This window comes from Psychrobacter sp. UBA6291 (genome assembly GCF_002439405.1).
GTDB lineage: Bacteria > Pseudomonadota > Gammaproteobacteria > Pseudomonadales > Moraxellaceae > Psychrobacter > Psychrobacter faecalis.
This window is the reverse complement of record NZ_DJUD01000041.1, coordinates 24,563-39,806: the sequence shown is the minus strand read 5'-3', so window position 1 is coordinate 39,806 and position 15,244 is coordinate 24,563. Positions and strand designations below refer to the sequence as shown.

General features: G+C 44.6%; 10 protein-coding genes. 8 read left to right on the top strand and 2 right to left on the bottom strand.

Features of this window, described 5'->3' with window-relative positions:
• Window positions 1–17: 17 nt before the first annotated feature.
• The gene (sat, locus tag B3R91_RS06660; RefSeq protein WP_286796926.1) at window positions 18–1,271 is read right to left on the bottom strand and encodes a sulfate adenylyltransferase; all 1,254 of its coding nucleotides are present in this window, start codon (window positions 1,269–1,271) and stop codon (window positions 18–20) included.
• Window positions 1,272–1,537: 266 nt separating this feature from the next.
• Between sat and B3R91_RS06655 the strand changes: the two genes are divergently transcribed.
• The 3 genes from B3R91_RS06655 to B3R91_RS06645 all read left to right on the top strand — a co-directional run bounded on the left by B3R91_RS06655 (window position 1,538) and on the right by B3R91_RS06645 (window position 4,517).
• The gene (locus B3R91_RS06655) at window positions 1,538–3,223 is read left to right on the top strand and encodes a nitrite/sulfite reductase (RefSeq protein WP_068405368.1); all 1,686 of its coding nucleotides are present in this window, start codon (window positions 1,538–1,540) and stop codon (window positions 3,221–3,223) included.
• Window positions 3,216–3,812, top strand: coding sequence for a DUF934 domain-containing protein (locus B3R91_RS06650; RefSeq protein ID WP_193030467.1), 597 nt, complete (start codon window positions 3,216–3,218; stop codon window positions 3,810–3,812). The genes B3R91_RS06655 and B3R91_RS06650 overlap by 8 nt, the downstream gene beginning before the upstream one ends.
• Before the next feature lie 66 nt (window positions 3,813–3,878).
• Window positions 3,879–4,517 carry a phosphoadenosine phosphosulfate reductase family protein gene (locus tag B3R91_RS06645; protein WP_068405362.1) on the top strand — a complete coding sequence of 213 codons (639 nt, stop codon included), beginning with the start codon at window positions 3,879–3,881 and terminating at the stop codon, window positions 4,515–4,517.
• Between the two features lie 94 nt (window positions 4,518–4,611).
• Here B3R91_RS06645 and B3R91_RS06640 read toward each other — a convergent pair whose 3' ends face one another.
• Window positions 4,612–5,355: an SDR family NAD(P)-dependent oxidoreductase gene (locus B3R91_RS06640; protein WP_286796925.1), complete on the bottom strand. Its 744-nt coding sequence runs from the start codon at window positions 5,353–5,355 to the stop codon at window positions 4,612–4,614.
• Window positions 5,356–5,710: 355 nt separating this feature from the next.
• Here B3R91_RS06640 and B3R91_RS06635 point away from each other — a divergent pair, with 355 nt between their 5' ends.
• From B3R91_RS06635 to B3R91_RS06615, 5 genes are all read left to right on the top strand, one after another.
• A complete protein-coding gene (locus tag B3R91_RS06635) occupies window positions 5,711–6,661 on the top strand; it encodes an acyltransferase (protein WP_286796924.1) in 951 nt (316 codons plus the stop codon).
• 256 nt (window positions 6,662–6,917) lie between these two features.
• A complete protein-coding gene (gene cysG / locus B3R91_RS06630; protein WP_286796923.1) occupies window positions 6,918–8,528 on the top strand; it encodes a siroheme synthase CysG in 1,611 nt (536 codons plus the stop codon).
• Between the two features lie 463 nt (window positions 8,529–8,991).
• The gene (locus tag B3R91_RS06625; protein ID WP_286796922.1) at window positions 8,992–9,285 is read left to right on the top strand and encodes a hypothetical protein; all 294 of its coding nucleotides are present in this window, start codon (window positions 8,992–8,994) and stop codon (window positions 9,283–9,285) included.
• A gap of 321 nt (window positions 9,286–9,606) precedes the next feature.
• Entirely contained in the window at window positions 9,607–11,124 is a 1,518-nt protein-coding gene (locus tag B3R91_RS06620; protein WP_286796921.1) for an exonuclease SbcCD subunit D C-terminal domain-containing protein, read from the top strand.
• Between the two features lie 79 nt (window positions 11,125–11,203).
• Window positions 11,204–15,214, top strand: coding sequence for an AAA family ATPase (locus tag B3R91_RS06615; RefSeq protein WP_286796920.1), 4,011 nt, complete (start codon window positions 11,204–11,206; stop codon window positions 15,212–15,214).
• Window positions 15,215–15,244: the final 30 nt, after the last annotated feature.

Genomic DNA, 15,244 nt, shown 5'->3' with positions numbered 1-15,244 from the left:
TTTAAATATTAAGGTTCTTATACTGCAGAGGCACCGACCAACTTCACCTCAGCACGCTCCTCTTTTGCGATACCAGCGTAGTAGTCACGCAAAATTTCTAGCACTTCAGGACGGCTAAAGTTCTCTGGTACATCGAGGTCTTCTGATAGCGCTTTACGTAGCTTGGTGCCTGATACTTTGACATGCTCAGATGCTTCATGCGGGCAGGTTTTATCAGAAGCCATGGCATTACAAGCATTACACCAAAATGTCCAGCCAATTTTTAACGGCTGGGTAATCAAGTCATCTTTACCAACATATTCAAAGATGGTTTGCGCATCAAACGCGCCATAATAATCACCGACGCCCGCATGGTCACGACCAACAATCAGATGACTACAGCCGTAGTTTTGGCGGAATACCGCATGTAGTAGCGCCTCGCGTGGTCCAGCATAACGCATATCGAGCGGATACCCAGCTTGGATAACAGTGTCTGCTCTAAAGTAATTATCAATCAAGGTCTTGATAGCTTCTTGACGCACTTCGGCTGGGATGTCGCCCGGTTTTAGCGCGCCGAGTAGTGAATGAATCAATACGCCGTCGCAAATCTCGATAGCAATCTTGGCAAGGTATTCGTGCGAGCGGTGCATTGGATTACGCGTTTGGAAGGCGGCAACCGTTTTCCAGCCTTTGGCATCCAAAATAGCGCGAGTTTCAGCAGGCGTCTTATAAATCTCTGGGTATAAGGTTGGGAACTCACCTTCGCTTAGTACTTCAACACTACCTGCGATGTTTACCTCACCCTGGTTAAGTACTTGCTGTACGCCCGGATGCTCGCTATCGGTAGTGGTAAAGACTTGCTGACACTCATGGGCTTTATCAATGGTATAAGTTTCTTCTACCGTCAAGATACCCATAACCTCACCATCTTGCGCCACTAACGCGACTTTATCACCTTGGTTTAAGTTATCAGCAGTCGCTTTAGGCGCTGATAAGGTAATGGGAATCGGCCAAAACAAGCCAACATTGTCGCCACTTTGCAGGCGCATATTATCCACGACGCCTTGCCAATCTGCCTGATTCATAAAACCATTTAACGGGGTAAAGCCACCAATCCCAAGCATAATCAAATCGCCGCGCTCACGAGAGCTTAAGGTAATCGTCGGCAACGTGCTGGCAAGCTTTAATGCTTGCTTGCGCGCCTCACCTTTTAATAGTAATGGTTTTAGCTCGCTACTGCCGTGCGGCGGAACAAGTTTTGATGAGGAAAGCTTGGGATTGGTAGATGTCATTTTTAAAACCTTAATAATGAAATTGAGAGATAGTTGGTCAGGAGAATGAGCGCTTAAATTTGATAAACATAGGCTACCTAACTTTGGTTATGAAAATTTATGCTGTGTTTGGATATGGATATGTCTTAAAGGAATTTATGTTTATAGATTTAAGCTTATATGATGTGACTCTGAATTGTTGACCTTGCGATTGGCAATACAAGCGATCACACGCAGATCATTTTCGTCGCGGCTTTTTAAGTTAAAAACAAAATTGAGATTACGTCATGTATCAATATAATTACGCTGACCAAACCTTGGTAGAGGAACGAGTCGCCCAGTTTCGCGACCAAACCGAGCGGTTTTTGGCAGGTGAGCTGCCAGAAGAGCAGTTTTTACCACTGCGTTTACAAAATGGGCTATATATCCAGCGCTATGCACCGATGCTACGTATCGCCGTGCCTTATGGCTTGCTGGCAACCTATCAATTACGCAAATTGGCTGAGATTACCCGTAAATATGATAAAGGTTACGGCCACTTTACCACCCGTACCAATATGCAGTTGAACTGGCCAAAACTTGAAGAAGTGCCAGATATTTTGGCAGAATTGGCATCGGTACAAATGCACTCGATCCAAACCTCGGGCAACTGTATTCGTAATACCACCACCGACCCTTATGCGGGTATTCATAAGGAAGAGATCGCCGATCCGCGTCCTTATTGTGAGATTATTCGTCAATGGTCAACCTTTCATCCGGAATTTGCTTTTTTACCGCGTAAATTTAAAATTGCCGTGATTGGTACGGCAAAAGACCGCGCGGCGACGCAAGTCCATGATATTGGACTACACTTAAAGAAAAATGACGCAGGCGAGCTTGGTTTTGAGGTGATAGTTGGTGGCGGTCTTGGGCGTACGCCAGTGATTGGCAAAACCATCAATACATTTTTACCGCGCCAGCATTTACTCAGCTATTTAGATGCGATTTTGCGTGTCTATAATCTGCATGGTCGCCGCGACAATAAATTCAAAGCGCGTATCAAGATATTGGTCGATAGCATGGGCGGCCCTGCGTTTGCCAAATTGGTCGATGCCGAATGGGAAGCCAATATCAAAGATGGGCCGTTGACCTTGACCGATGCCAACTTTGACAAGGCCAGCAGCTATTTTACTGAGCCTGATTATCTCAGCTTTGATGCGCTACAGGTACAGTCGGACTTGCAGCAGCAACTAGAGGCTGATAAAGACTTTGCCAATTGGTATCAGCAAAATACCGTGGCGCATAAAATCGCAGGCTACCGCGCGGTGGTCATTTCGTTAAAAGCAGGCTTGGTCGACGGACGCTACGTACCGTCAGGTGATATTACTGAGTCGCAAATGGACGCCCTCGCCGACCTCGCTGACGAACATAGCTTTGGCGAGCTGCGCGGTACTTATCAGCAAAATCTGGTCTTTGCCGATGTACAAACCAATCGCTTGTACGAGCTATGGCAGCAGCTGGCGGCGCTACATTTGGCCCGTCCAAATATCAATACTCTAACCGATATGATCGTCTGCCCAGGCTGGGATTTTTGCTCGCTTGCCAATGCCACAACCCACAATATCGCTGAGCAAATCGAAAAACAGTTTAATGATCTTGACTACCTTTATGACTTAGGTGAGATTCGCCTCAATATGTCTGGCTGTATGAATGCCTGCGCCCATCACCATACCGGCGATATCGGTATCCTTGGGGTCGATAAAAAAGGTGAATACTGGTATCAAATCAGCCTCGGCGGTAACTCTAGCAACGACGCCAAACTCGGTAAGATATTGGGCAAGGCTGTACCAACCGATGCCGTAGCAACGACGATACAAAAGATAATCGACGTCTACCTTGAGCAGCGCGTCAGTAATGACAATGATGTCGAAGGCTTTGGCGACTTAGTTGACCGTATTGGTATTGCCCCTTTTAAGGAGAAGGTCTATGGCTAATCACCATGTGTTCAATAGCGATGGCACCGATATCAGTGAGACTGACACTTGGCTTGCGCTTAGCACCAATGAGCTACCAGACGGCATTGCACTCACTCATATATCACTGCTAGAGCTACTGCAAAAACAAGAAAAACTCGAAGTCGTTTTACCGCTTGCTGATTTATTAGATGCTAAAGGCAATATTGCAGGCGGACTACTATTACAAGTACGTGAATTGTTAGCCGAGCATATCAGCCGTACTGGTGTCTGGGTGACATCCGATAGCGATACCGAGGTGCTGACGCGTATTCCAGAGTTTTTATTACAGCAAGATTTGATTGTGATTCACGTCCCCGCTTTCACGGACGGACGTGGTTTTAGTTACGCCCAAACCTTACGCCAAATGGGCTATCGAGGCGAGATTCGTATGGCTGGCAAGTTTGGCCGCGATCAAATCGCCTATCTGCTACGCGCAGGCGCCGACAGTTTTGTGATAAGCGCGCATGATTTGCACTCTATCTCTGATATCAGTCAAGCATTTAATGCGCTTGCCAGTAGTTATGACGGTCGTAACTCCGCCGACCTACCGATGTTTGCTGGTGCTTAATATTCATATTCACCACCTTACTTATTATCAATCATTTATATATTTTTTACCCTTAAGGAATCCATCATGAGCCAATTACACCCAAATCTAGATATCGATCAAGCCAACCAAGAATTAAAAGGTAAATCACCAGAAGAAATCGTCGCATGGGCGCTTAGCCAAGCAAAAAACCCCATTATCACCACCAATTTCCGCCCGTATGAGTCCGCGATTTTGCATTTGGTTGCTAAACAGCGCCCTGATATCACGGTATTGTGGGTAGATTCTGGCTACAATACTGATGCGACCTATCAATTTGCCAATAAAGTCATCCGTGATTTGAATTTAAACGTCATCACTTACATTCCTAAGCAAACGGCTGCCTATCGTGACGCAACCATGAACGGTATCCCAGGCATTGATAATCCGCAGCATGATGAATTCACGGACCAAGTAAAACTTGAGCCATTTCGCCGTGCGCTAGATGAGCTGAAACCTGATGTCTGGTTTAACGCCATTCGTAAAGATCAAACGGAATTTCGCCAAGGTCTTGATGTGCTGAGTTTATCAAAAGACGGCGTGTTAAAAGTTGCACCATTATTTGAAAAAACAGACGCGGATTTAGACGTCTATCTTGAAGAGCATAACTTGCCTAACGAGTTTGATTACTTTGATCCAACCAAAGTTGAAGAAAGCCGTGAATGTGGTTTGCATACGCAGCTTTAAGCTTTATTCTTAACCTGTGAAATTAAAAAGCCCTCTTATCATTTAAGAGGGCTTTTTACACTTAGATAGCTTAAGATTATAGCTTTTTAGAACGTTATTTACGACCGAGAATCCAACCACCATCCATAAAGACGTTCGAGCCATGCATATAGTTTGAGTCATCAGACGCCAAAAATACCGCGAGCGCTGCAATTTCTTCAGGCTTGCCAGCACGCTTAGCTGGTATACGATTTAGACGCTCATCCTCAATACCATCGGTCATTGGGGTTTCGATAAAGCCTGGCGATAGAATATTCACTTTGACGCCTTGACTACCGAAATCAAATGCCAACTGCTTGGTAAATCCTAGCACTGCATGCTTTGAGGTTACATAAACGGAACCACCTGGGCCTGCCATTTGCGTGGCTTGTGAACCAACATTGATGATAACTCCACGTCCTTGCTTGATAAAGTGCGGAATCACCGCTTTCGAGGCAAGATATGGCGCTTTGACATTAATTGCCATCAATTTATCGTATAAGTCTTCTTCTAACTCGACGGCATTATCATAAGCGTCATGGATGCCCGCACCATTATATAAAATGTCAATTTGATCATAAGCTTCTAAGGCTTTATCGACCACGGCTTGAATCTCTGCTTTTTTGGTCACATCGGCATGCACAAAGAGAGCGTCTTGACCTTTATCGGTTATGTCTTTGACAATGCGTTTGCCGTCTTCTTCATCGCGACCCGTGACGACGACCTTTGCCCCTTCATCGGCATACGCTTTTGCAGTCGCTTCGCCCAGTCCTGAGGTACCGCCAAATATAATGGCCACCCTGTCTTGTAATTTCATCATGTTCATCCTTGTTTTTTATGTTGTAAATAAAACTTTTCCTATCTGATAACGTCTGAGTTAGATTAACATAGTCACCTAACTGTGAATGTTAGGCTATGTTAGACATTTTTAATCAGCTAATAACTGGCACATATCTAGCCTTTTAGTTGCATAAATAACGTTTTCTTAACGTTTTATCGGCTAACATTAAGGTATTCTATGGCTTCAAAGCTGGCGCAACATCACATTAAACGTTAAGCCAACCTTTTAACGCTAAACTATGGACGAAGTTGCCCGTCGTTGCAGCTACTTGTGCGCCTTTTTACTATCAAGCTCGATAATGGCTTTGCCACACTCATCAATACGGATATTTGATATGCCTTTAATAAAAAAAATCGATTCATTCTATGAAAAACTGCATGATAAATTGCCAGCTGTCGGCAAGGCTGCTTCTTTTTTGACGGGTACTGGCGTCCTCACTGCCAATAGTGCGTTGGTTGGTCTACCGGTCTGGACTATGGGCGCGGCGAAAGTATTGACTGGGTCAAAACTGACCGACAATGCCTTAATTGCAATTACTAAGTATTGGATTAATACTAATAATGCCGTTATCGACCACGCATTACCTCATAAAGACTGGCGCATCAACCTGCCCGATGATCTAAGCGAAGATAAGCAGTATCTCTTGGTCAGTAATCATCAGTCGTGGGTCGATACCAGTATCGTGCAATATATCAGCCAAGATACCCTGCCTCTAACAAGGTTTTTCACTAAGTTTAATTTGATTTATATTCCCGTTATCGGTCAAGCCTTTTATTTCTTAGACTTCCCAATGATGCGCCGCCACTCTAAAGAAGCGATTGCCAAAAATCCTGCCCTCAAAGGTAAGGATATCGAAGAAGCAAAGCGCGCCTGTCGTCAATTAAAAAACAAACCTTTTGCGCTATTAAACTATTTAGAAGGCACGCGCTTTACGAAAGAAAAACATGATAAGCAAGGCTCACCTTATGAGCATTTATTAAAACCACGCGCTGGCGGGTTGTCATTGGCGCTTAATGCGTTAGGCAATGAATTGGATTCGATTTTAGACATGACTATCGTCTATCCCGACGGTGCGCCTGACTATGATGATTTATGGAAAGGTAATATCCGTCGCTTGGGCGTCGATGTGACGCGCTTAACCATACCGGACGAGTTATTTGCGGCCATTATGGATGGTGGCTATGACCGTGATGAAGCCACTAAAAAAATGATGTTTGATTGGCTCGAGGACATTTGGCAACAAAAAGATGCGCGTATTACTAAGATGCTAAGTGAGTTTGAGTAGACTTTGGCAGTACGTTAAACTCTATCCATGTAAATATAAGATTTAGAATCCACATCAGCCACAAGCTTAAAAGTGAGCTTGTGGTTTTTTTCTGCCACGTTTCTACGTTTTTATTCCCCAGCTATTCCACATCTTAGCAAAAACCATCAGCAACATGACAAAAACGAATATGTTAATGCCAATTCACTGCATGAGACGCAGCGCGTGATACCGCATAATGATGACATATTTTATTGACTGAATCATTGGTGAAGCTATGAACACCTTTCCGCTATTTTTTAAATTAGAAGACCACAAAGTATTAATCGTTGGTGGCGGTGATGTCGCGTTACGTAAAGCAGACTTACTCAGGCGCGCTGGTGCTGCGATCACGATTCTTGCACCAACTATCAGTGCTGAAATACAAGCTTTGCTCAGCCATACTAAGGACAAAGCCAAGCACGAACTGATTTATGAAAACTACAATAAAGCTTATATGACTGGCGCACGCGTTATTATCGCCGCTACCGATGATGAAGCGCTCAATCATCAGATTCACGCTGATGCCAGCGAGCTGAATATTCCCGTTAATGTAGTTGATACGCCGCATTTATGCGACTTTATTTTCCCAGCCATCGTTGATCGTAATCCAATTGTGATTGGCATCTCATCCAATGGCAAAGCGCCGGTGCTGGCACGTTTACTGCGCGCACGTTTAGAGACGTTAATCCCGCAAGGTTATGGCAAATTGGCCAAGCTGGCTGGTGACTTTCGGGATGAGGTAAAAACCAAAATCCCAACGCTGACAGGACGTCGTCAGTTTTGGGAGCGCGCTTTTGAAGGTGACGTCAGTCAGCTGATGTTTGCTGGTAATGAAGATGCAGCAGCGGCGCGACTGCAAGCGGATTTAGATAACACTGCATCCGCTATCAATGAAAAAAGTACAGCAGATAATACATCTACAGGATCTCACACCGTAAAAAATCCAATGGGTGAAGTTTATATCGTCGGTGCAGGCCCCGGTGATCCAGAGCTGCTGACCTTTAAAGCGCTGCGCCTCATGCAGCAAGCCGATATCGTCTATTATGATGCGTTAGTATCACCGCAAATATTGGATTTATGCCGCCGCGATGCTGACAAAGTATTTGTCGGTAAAAAACGTAGCAACCATGCCGTCGCTCAGCTTGGCATCAATGAGCTGCTTGTCAATAGTGCAAAAGAAGGTCGCCGTGTGGTGCGTTTAAAAGGCGGTGATCCCTTTATCTTTGGCCGCGGCGGTGAAGAGATTGAAAGCTTGCGTGCGCATGGCGTCCCTTATCAAGTCGTGCCTGGTATCACTGCTGCTAATGCTGCTGCAAGTTATGCAGGTATTCCTTTGACGCACCGCGATCACTCGCAGTCGGTACGTTTTGTCACGGGGTTTTTGAAAGCTGGCACGCCAAACAGCAACTTTAAAAGCTTTTTAAATACCGACGAGACGGTGGTGTTTTATATGGGGCTGCATTCACTGGCACGTTTGACGACAGGTTTAATTGATGCTGGACGTAGTAGCGATACCCCAATCGCCATTGTCTCTAATGCCAGTATGCCCAATCAGCAAGTATTGACTGGTACGCTTGCCAATATTGTTGAATTGCAAGAAAAAAATCAGCTACCCACGCCTGCTCTGCTGATTATGGGAGATGTGGTCGCCCTACATCATGACTTAGCTTGGTATCATGTAGACAATGAGCAAAACAACCAAAATGCTGCTGATACCGATGACAATTGGTTGCGCGGTGGCAAGACAGCGGCGGCAAAAGCCCCTACTAGCCAGCAAGCACATGCGCTATCAATGGTCACTAATTTGGCGACCGCTGATGATGTGGAGCAACTAGTAATTGGTTAAGTGCGATTAAGGTCAAGCGACTATCGAGATTGTAGAGAGCATCAAAAACCTCTATGACGTTGACATAATAATAGTTTGTTAAAGGTATACCTACGAGGAACCAATTAGGTGCTTTAACTAATTCGGTACCCTAGTGAGGACTTGAATCTTCGGCTGTAGGCTAATGGTATCAGAGATTTTGCTCACTGAAATAGTCGCAGTGTACTTCGTGGTGTACCTAACATACATATTCTATCTGTGATCGGTGCGCTATACAGGCATCGAACAGCAGATTTTAGATATAATCTTAATGCCTATGAGGTCATTGATTGAAAACTATTAAGTTAGCTTCTGCAATCTCTCTATCGTGGCTTATGTTTAGGGTGTTTTGAGCTATATTATAGATATATTTGAATATTTGTTTTCTGGAACTTAAGTAGAGGTATAAGTGAATATCTGTAGAATCAGTACACAAATTAGGGAAATGTCTGAAGCAAAAGTAGATGCAGATATGGGGACATGGAGAGATGTTTTCAGTAAATTTGATAAAGCAGTAGAAGAATGCTTCGATGTTGATATGTTAGTCAAGTGCTTATTAGAAGATGACTTATGGTATATACCTTTTGATTCTAGAATGAAGCTTATGGAAAAAGCAAAATCTTTAGGTGGATGCTCATTGGATTTTTTAGCAGATTACTATTCATTTAAAACAGCATTTCTGGATCCAGGCAAAGAGTATGATGATGCTGTCGTAAAATTAGATGAATTATTTCAATAGGTTCTGTTAGGGCATACCCTAAGGGAACCAGCTATTTTACCCTTCAAACCTATTAACAGACCACTTAAAACAGACTGCTATAATGGAACTACTAATAATAGACCGCTAGACTTTTTTAACTCTTACTCTTATGACATCACCGATACCCATTTTCTTGCATTTGATGAGCATTTTACTGACCAAAGTTGAATTTACTCATCAATGCTGAATAAGTCTTTCCGTCTTTTTCACAGTGAATCAATCACAAGTTTATAAGCACAGCAAACCACAGCAATTCTTGCTAGAATAATCGCAGTCTTCTAACCATTATTAAGTTCACTTATGCCTGCATTTGCTATTAAACCGCTTACTATTCTTCATACCTCCGACTGGCATTTGGGACGCAGACTTTATGGGCGCATGCGTTATGAGGAATTTGAAGCCTTTTTAAGTTGGCTACAAGAGACCATTAGCGCGCATAAAGTGGACGTACTTATCGTAGCTGGCGATATCTTTGATACCATGACGCCAAGTAACAGAGCCCAAGCGCTGTATTATGAGTTTTTAGGTAAAGTATCAAAATTGTGCTGCGAGCATATAGTCATCGTCGCGGGCAACCACGACTCCCCGACTTTTTTAGATGCTCCAAGTAAAGTCTTAAAGTTTCTAAATGTCCATGTCATCGGTACTGCTTGTGACGATTTAAATGATGAGGTGTTGGTTTTAGACGCGGTTGATGGCACACCGCATTGTATTATCGCCGCTGTGCCCTATCTGCGCGACCGCGATGTGCGTGGTAGCCATGCTGGCGAGTCAGCGGATAGCAAAGATACCAATGTTATCAAGGGTATTCGAGCGCATTATGATGAAGTAGCTAGCATTGCCAAAGCAAGGCAGGAGCATTTAAGCGACGCTCATCAGCGCCATATTCCTATTATTGCGACGGGGCATTTATTCGCCGCAGGTAGTAAGACTACAGAAGATGATGGCGTGCGCGATCTCTACGTCGGCTCCCTCGGTCAAATCTCCGCTGATATGTTTGATGATGGCTTTGATTATGTGGCACTGGGGCATTTACATGTGCCGCAGCGCGTCGGCGGCTGTGAGCATATCCGCTATTCAGGCTCGCCTATCGCCATGGGTTTTGGCGAAGCAAAACAGCAAAAGCAAGTGTTGTTGGTAGAGTTTGGCGAAGTAGAAAAATCTTTATCTGATGAAAGTACTATTCTTCAGCCTGCCAATACTACAAGTAAGGTTGAAAAAGTCGCGAAAAAAGCAGTCATTCAAACGCCTGAATTTATGGATGATTTATTTGGCTTTGTTGAGCAAGAAGAAAGCGCCGCAATTAACGTCAATGAAGAACCCTTTACTCAGTCAAAGGCGATGCAGCTTGATTCCACTTTTACAACGTCTGATTTAACTTCCCAACGACTGCATCATGATGAGTTACGGCAAATGCAGGTAATCTCGCTGCCGATTCCTTGTTTTCAAAAATTGGCGCAGATAACGGGTGATTTGACGACCATCGCTGCTACGATAAAATCATTAAAGTCCTCAGAGTCTATTTGGCTAGAAGTGATTTATGACGGTTATGAAATCGTCAATGAGCTGCGTGAAGAAGTGAATGCCATGATTGAGGGTTTAACTTGCGAAGTGTTAAAAATCAAAAATACGCGCACCTACAATAAAGTCCTCAATCAGCAGCAATCTTCTGTAACCTTACAAGATTTAAATGAGCTTGATGTGTTTGATAAATGCTTAGAAATCAATGGTATTGCCGATACCCAAAAAGCCTCATTACGCAGCGCCTATCAGCAGATACTCCATAATATCTACCATGATGACGTTCAAGCTGAATAAATGAGCAATGAGCGCGGCATCAAAACATAAGTTCCAAAGCCCAAGCACAACCATCCATTCAAACGACAAAGACCGACACATGCGCCTAATCGAACTGCGACTCAAAAACTTAAACTCTTTAAAGGGCGAATGGCATATCGATTTCGCTGATTCCGCGTTTATCAATGAAGGCATATTTGCCATTACTGGGCAAACTGGCGCTGGCAAGACCACGATTTTGGATGCGATTTGTCTGGCGCTATATGGTGAGACGCCGCGGATCAATAACATCAGTAAAAGTAGCAACGAGGTCATGACGCGGCAAACGGCAGAGTGTTTCGCGGAAGTGGTCATTGATTTAAATGGCACGCAATATCGCTGCCGCTGGGGGCAGCGCCGCGCTTATGGCAAGGCGGATGGTAACTTGCAAGATGCCACCCATGAGATTGCTTTGGTAACGCCCAAAACTGACGATGACAGTAATGCCGATAGCAAAGATGACAAGCTTAAAGGCGATGAAATACTAGAAAGCAAACTCTCACGCACCAAAGAAAAAATTGTTGAGCTGACACGAATGGATTTTCAGCAGTTCACGCGTTCAATCTTACTGGCGCAGGGCAGTTTTTCCGCGTTTTTAAAGGCTAAGGCCGATGAGCGCGCCGATATCTTAGAAAAAATCACGGGTACAGATATCTACGCGACGATATCGACCCATGTTTTTGAAAAAAAACGCGCGGAAGAAGAAATTTTAAATAAACTACAGTTTGGCTTAGAGGGTTTAACTTTGTTAGACGCCGATGAAGAAGCGCTGATTAAGGAAAAATTAACCTCGCATCAAACCGCGCAAATCAAGCAGCAACAACAGTATCAACGTCTGCAAGCGCAAATCAATTGGCTCGATACGGTGGCAGAATTAAAAAAGAACGTCGATAATCATCAAAACGAGGTTACGGTTGCCAAGCAAGCGCAGGCAGATTTCGCTCCTGACGCTAAGCGTCTTAACGCCGCCAATAAAGCCTTGGAGATTGACAGCCAATACAGTCAACTTGCCCATAATCGTAATGACGTTAAACGCTTGCAAAATGATCAGCAGGCACTAAACCATCAGTTGCCGCAGCAACAAGAGCGCCTTGCGCACGCGGTGAATGCGCTAAAAGCAGCTGACACTGATACGCAGAGCGCCTATGACGAGCTGCAAATCACGTTACCAAAAATTGCTCACGCTCGTAAGCTCGATGGGGCAATCGCCCAGCAAATGCAGGTGTTAGACGATCAGCAGCAAAGAAAACAACGCCTAGCGACCAATACGCAAGGCTTACGCCAAGAGATAGAAAATCATACCGTCCAATTCAATCAGGACAAGGCCCAGTTAGCAACGATAGAAAAATATTTGATTGACGCCGCCGCTTTGCACGATATAGATACCGATGCGGCAAATTTTGATAGTCATGGCAGCCGCTTAAAAGCGCTGCTGCAAGATAATGCCGCTTTGGCAAACGAAAAAATTGCTCATCATCAGCAATCTATCCAATATCAAACCAATCTTGATCAATGTCAGCAGCAGCAAGATGCGACCAACGCTTTGATTGCCAAAGCGCGTGAAGCGCTAGCCACTTTGCAAAAACAGCAGGCAGCATTAACCCAAACGCAGTCATTGGCTGCTATACGTGATGAGCAAGAGCAGATTGAGCACACGCACAGCCAGATAGAGCAAGTGAGCTCTAAGGCACAGCAAATTGAAGCGCTTGCTAGCCAAATCAATAAGATAAACACTGCCCTGCCGACCATTAATGATACCTTGACCAAACTGGCGGCGAGCATTACTGACAACGAAGCGCTTATGGCAGACGCCAAAGACCGACGTCAAGATAAGCAAAAGCTGCTCGATTCATGGCAACAGGTTGCCAGTTTAGAGCGTTATATTACCCAACTAAAAGAGGGCGATCCTTGCCCGCTTTGCGGTGCGCGCGAGCATCCCTACGGCGCGCATCATCCTGTATTGAACAAAGAGCCGGCCGAAGTGACTCAAATGCAGCAGCAAATAAGCGAGCTGGATACGACGATCAATGCGCTAGAACAAACCCTATCCAAGCAGCGTATCGAATATGCCACCACACAAAATCAGATTAAGCAGTTGCACGAGCAAAAAACCCCACTCTATGAGCAGATCAAAAAACTGGGCGCGGACAGCAATGACTTAATACAGCCGCTTTTGGCTAAAACCTATTCTAACGCCGTGACTGCAAGCATGACTCAGCTTGGCCAAATTGGCATAGATATGGATTTGTTGAGTGAACAAATAGCTGACGACTCAACAGATTGCACACTGATAAAAGAGCGCTTAATAAAAGATGGTTTGTTATTGCTAGAGACGATTAAAGACCAACTTAGCGAGCGCAAGCAGTCTTTAAAAGACACGCTTACACAACATGAAGCACTAAGCGATGAGCTTGCTAAAACGAATAAAACCATTGAGACGTTTGAAAAGCAGCAGTATCAGCTTGCCACTGATATTCATGAGATTAAGAGCAATAGTCAAATAAGCACGCTGGCTTTGGATGCTATCGAGAAAAAAATCTCGACGAATTTTGCCGAATTAACGCAGCTCAAAGACGCTATATTGGCGATATTAAATAAATATCTTGTGGGCAAGTATGAGCTAGATGCTGTTACCAAACCTGCTGCTTTACAGCCGCTGCTAGCGAGTATTGACCAGCAAGTTATGCTAAATAAAGCTGACTATGAGGTTCACCTTGATGCGCTGCGTCAGCAGCGTAGTAGCTTAGTGCAACTAAAGCAGCAGTTTACTGCTTATAAAAATGCCCAACAAAACCTAATCACTGCGCTTAGCAGCATGACCGTGCAAATCGAAACTAAACAAGCTCAGTTAGATAAAGAAGAGACTGAGCTTGATGATTTGCTGCAAGCAATTAATACAAAAACTAAGACACTGGCGCAATTAACCGTTGAGCGGCGCGATATTTTTGCAGACAATATTTTTGCAGGTAATGTGCCAAACACTGATAATGATAATAGCAATATTAATATCAATCCTGATGCAGAAGAAGCAAGGTTACGCACTGTCCTTGAACAGGCGAATAGCGAAAAAGCAGCAGCGCAGCGGCAGTTAGATAGTGCTGAGCTCACTCTCAAACAATTACAACGACAGCAGCAGCTGCTTGCCGAGCAATTAACGACCGCTAGCACTGCTCTTGCCAAGCAAGAAGATATTTTTAAAACCGCGCTCGCCAGCTCTGACTTTAGCGATGAAGCAGAATTCATGCGCGCGCGCCTGCCAGCTGCCGAGCGTCATCACTTAACCGAGCAGCAGCAGCAAATCAACGATACGCTCAAGCAAGCGCAATCCCTATTGACTCAAACCTTGCAAGCACTGGCGGAGAAAAAAGCCAACCCTTTAACCACTGAAGATAGAGAGTCGCTGGCTGAGCAGCAGCAATTGGCACAAAATGAATTGCAGCGCTTGATTGAAGCAATCGGCGCAATGAGCCAACAGCTCAAAGACAATGAAGAGAAAAAAGGCAACCAGCAGGCTCAGCGCCAAGCCATTGCTCATCAAAAAGACACCTTGCAAGTCTGGCGACAGCTCAATGAACTGATAGGCTCAAGCAGTGGCAAAAAGTATCGTACCTTTGCCCAAGGTCTGACCTTTGATATCATGGTGACCCATGCCAATGCCCAGCTGCATAAAATGAGCGATCGCTATTTGCTGGCGCGTGACGACAATAGTCCGCTCGAGCTCAATGTCATTGACAACTATCAAGGTGGCGAGAGACGCAGCACTAAAAATCTCTCTGGCGGTGAAGGCTTTATTATCAGCCTAGCATTAGCGCTCGGACTGTCGCAGATGGCCAGTCATAATATTCGCGTCGATTCGTTATTTTTGGACGAAGGCTTTGGCACCCTTGATGAGGAATCACTGGATATCGCCCTCGATACCTTGACCAGCTTACAGCAAGAAGGCAAATTGATTGGCGTCATCTCACATGTGCAGGCGCTAAAAGAGCGTATTTTGACCCAAATTCAAGTCACTAAGCTCTCAGGTGGCTTTAGTAAAATCACTGGACAAGGCTGTTATCATATTGCCAGTTAATGGCTAAAGTAATTTTAAGGTGGCACATTT

What these genes read in the sequence shown, in the direction of transcription:
- sat (WP_286796926.1), bottom strand. Translation starts at nt 1,271, where the DNA reads ATGACATCTACCAATCCCAAGCTTTCCTCATCAAAACTTGTTCCGCCG.
- B3R91_RS06655 (WP_068405368.1), top strand. Translation starts at nt 1,538, where the DNA reads ATGTATCAATATAATTACGCTGACCAAACCTTGGTAGAGGAACGAGTC.
- B3R91_RS06650 (WP_193030467.1), top strand. Translation starts at nt 3,216, where the DNA reads ATGGCTAATCACCATGTGTTCAATAGCGATGGCACCGATATCAGTGAG.
- B3R91_RS06645 (WP_068405362.1), top strand. Translation starts at nt 3,879, where the DNA reads ATGAGCCAATTACACCCAAATCTAGATATCGATCAAGCCAACCAAGAA.
- B3R91_RS06640 (WP_286796925.1), bottom strand. Translation starts at nt 5,355, where the DNA reads ATGATGAAATTACAAGACAGGGTGGCCATTATATTTGGCGGTACCTCA.
- B3R91_RS06635 (WP_286796924.1), top strand. Translation starts at nt 5,711, where the DNA reads ATGCCTTTAATAAAAAAAATCGATTCATTCTATGAAAAACTGCATGAT.
- cysG (WP_286796923.1), top strand. Translation starts at nt 6,918, where the DNA reads ATGAACACCTTTCCGCTATTTTTTAAATTAGAAGACCACAAAGTATTA.
- B3R91_RS06625 (WP_286796922.1), top strand. Translation starts at nt 8,992, where the DNA reads ATGTCTGAAGCAAAAGTAGATGCAGATATGGGGACATGGAGAGATGTT.
- B3R91_RS06620 (WP_286796921.1), top strand. Translation starts at nt 9,607, where the DNA reads ATGCCTGCATTTGCTATTAAACCGCTTACTATTCTTCATACCTCCGAC.
- B3R91_RS06615 (WP_286796920.1), top strand. Translation starts at nt 11,204, where the DNA reads ATGCGCCTAATCGAACTGCGACTCAAAAACTTAAACTCTTTAAAGGGC.